This is a genomic window from Corallococcus sp. 4LFB (assembly GCF_046520365.1).
Lineage (GTDB): Bacteria > Myxococcota > Myxococcia > Myxococcales > Myxococcaceae > Corallococcus > Corallococcus caeni.
Genome location: NZ_JBKGHJ010000946.1, coordinates 1 through 1,587, shown reverse-complemented (window position 1 = coordinate 1,587; position 1,587 = coordinate 1). Strand labels below are relative to the sequence as shown.

Below are 1,587 nucleotides of genomic sequence, written 5' to 3'. Positions count from 1 at the left end.
CTTCCACGGGCGCGGCGCGCGGGCCCGGCAGGCGCGCGGGCCCGGCGGGCGCCATCGCCACGTCGAGCAGCTTCGCCACCCCGAAGTCGAGCAGCTTCACCTGCCCGTCCTCGGTCAGCAGCGCGTTGGCGGGCTTGAGGTCCCGGTGCAGCACCCCCTGCCGGTGCGCCGCCGCGAGCCCCTTCGCCAACCCGATTCCAATCTCCAGCACCCGCGTCCACGGCACCGGCCGGGACAGCCGGTCCAGGCTGTCTCCTCGCAGGAACTCGGAGACGAGGTAGGGCCGGTCCTTCACCTCTCCGACGCGGTGGATGCCCACCACGTTCGGGTGCTGCACGCGGGCAATCGCTCGCGCCTCCGTGCGGAAGCGCTCGCGCTGCGCCTCATCCGGTGCGACGCCCGCGATGAACTTCACCGCCACCAGCCGGTCCAGCACCGTGTCGTGCGCGAGGTACACCTCGCCCATCGCGCCGCGCCCCAGCGGCTGCAGCAGGCGGTACTCCCCGAACGTCGCGGGGGGCTGCCACGCTGGAAGCGGCTCGCTCCTCATTCACCCGCCGCGCCCCGGCCTCGCGAGGGCGAGATGCGGTGCTGCTTCAGCTTGAACGCGAACGTGCGCAGCGGCATCCCGATGAGCTGCGCCGCGCGCGTCTGCACCCCGCCCGTCGCCTCCAGCGCCTCCTGCATCCGCTGCCGCTCCAGCGTCCGCAGCTCCTCCGCCAGGTTCTGGAACACCTTCGGCGGCTCCGTGCCCCCCGCGGTCCGCACCGCCTCCGGCTCCGGCGGCGCGTCCATCCCCGCCCGCAGCGACTCCGGCAGGTGCGACGGCTCCACCACCGGCCCCGGCGACGTGGCCACCGCGTACTCCACCGCGTTCTTCAGCTCGCGCACGTTCCCCGGCCACGGGTGCGCGCCCAGGACCTCCATGGTGGCGGCGGACAGGTGCAGCGGCGGGCGCCCTGCCCTCGCGCACGCGTCCTCCATGAACGCCCGCGCCAGCAGCGGCAGCTCCCGGGGCCTGTCTCGCAGCGGCGGCAACACCACCACCGCCGCGGACAGACGGAAGAACAGGTCCTGCCGGAACCGGCCCGCCTTCACCTCGTCCGCCAGCACCCGGTGCGTGGCCGCCACCACGCGCAGGTCCACGGGCCGCTCGCGCGAGTCCCCCAGCCGGGTGATGACCTGCTGATCCAACGCGCGCAGCAGCTTGGCCTGGATGGGCAGCGACAGCTCCGCCACCTCATCCAGGAACAGCGTCCCGCCGCTCGCGCGCTCCAGCAGGCCCGCCCGGGCCCGGTCCGCGCCGGAGAACGCGCCCCGCTCGTGGCCGAACAGCTCCCCTTCCACCAGGCTCTCCGGCAGCGCCGCGCAGTTGAGCGGCACGAACGGCTGCGCCGAGCGCGGCGACCAGTGATGCACCGCCCACGCCGCGTTCTCCTTCCCCGCCCCCGTCTCGCCGTGGATGAGCACCGGCAGCGGGCTCGCCGCCAGCCGGCGCAGCAGCTCGAACAGCCGCATCAGCGCCGCGTCCGCCACCACCACCGACCGCTCGCCCAGCGCCAGCCGGTACATGGACGGCCCGCTGAC

General features: G+C 74.7%; 2 protein-coding genes. Both read right to left on the bottom strand.

The genetic code is table 11. The annotated features are described in order from the left end of the window. Positions 1–550 (bottom strand): serine/threonine-protein kinase (locus ACLEQD_RS43050; protein ID WP_410391743.1); only part of this gene is annotated, 550 nt, incomplete at its 3' end. Next, a partial coding sequence (locus ACLEQD_RS43045) for a sigma-54 interaction domain-containing protein (protein ID WP_410391742.1) occupies positions 547–1,587 on the bottom strand: 1,041 nt, incomplete at its 5' end. The genes ACLEQD_RS43050 and ACLEQD_RS43045, both read right to left, overlap by 4 nt.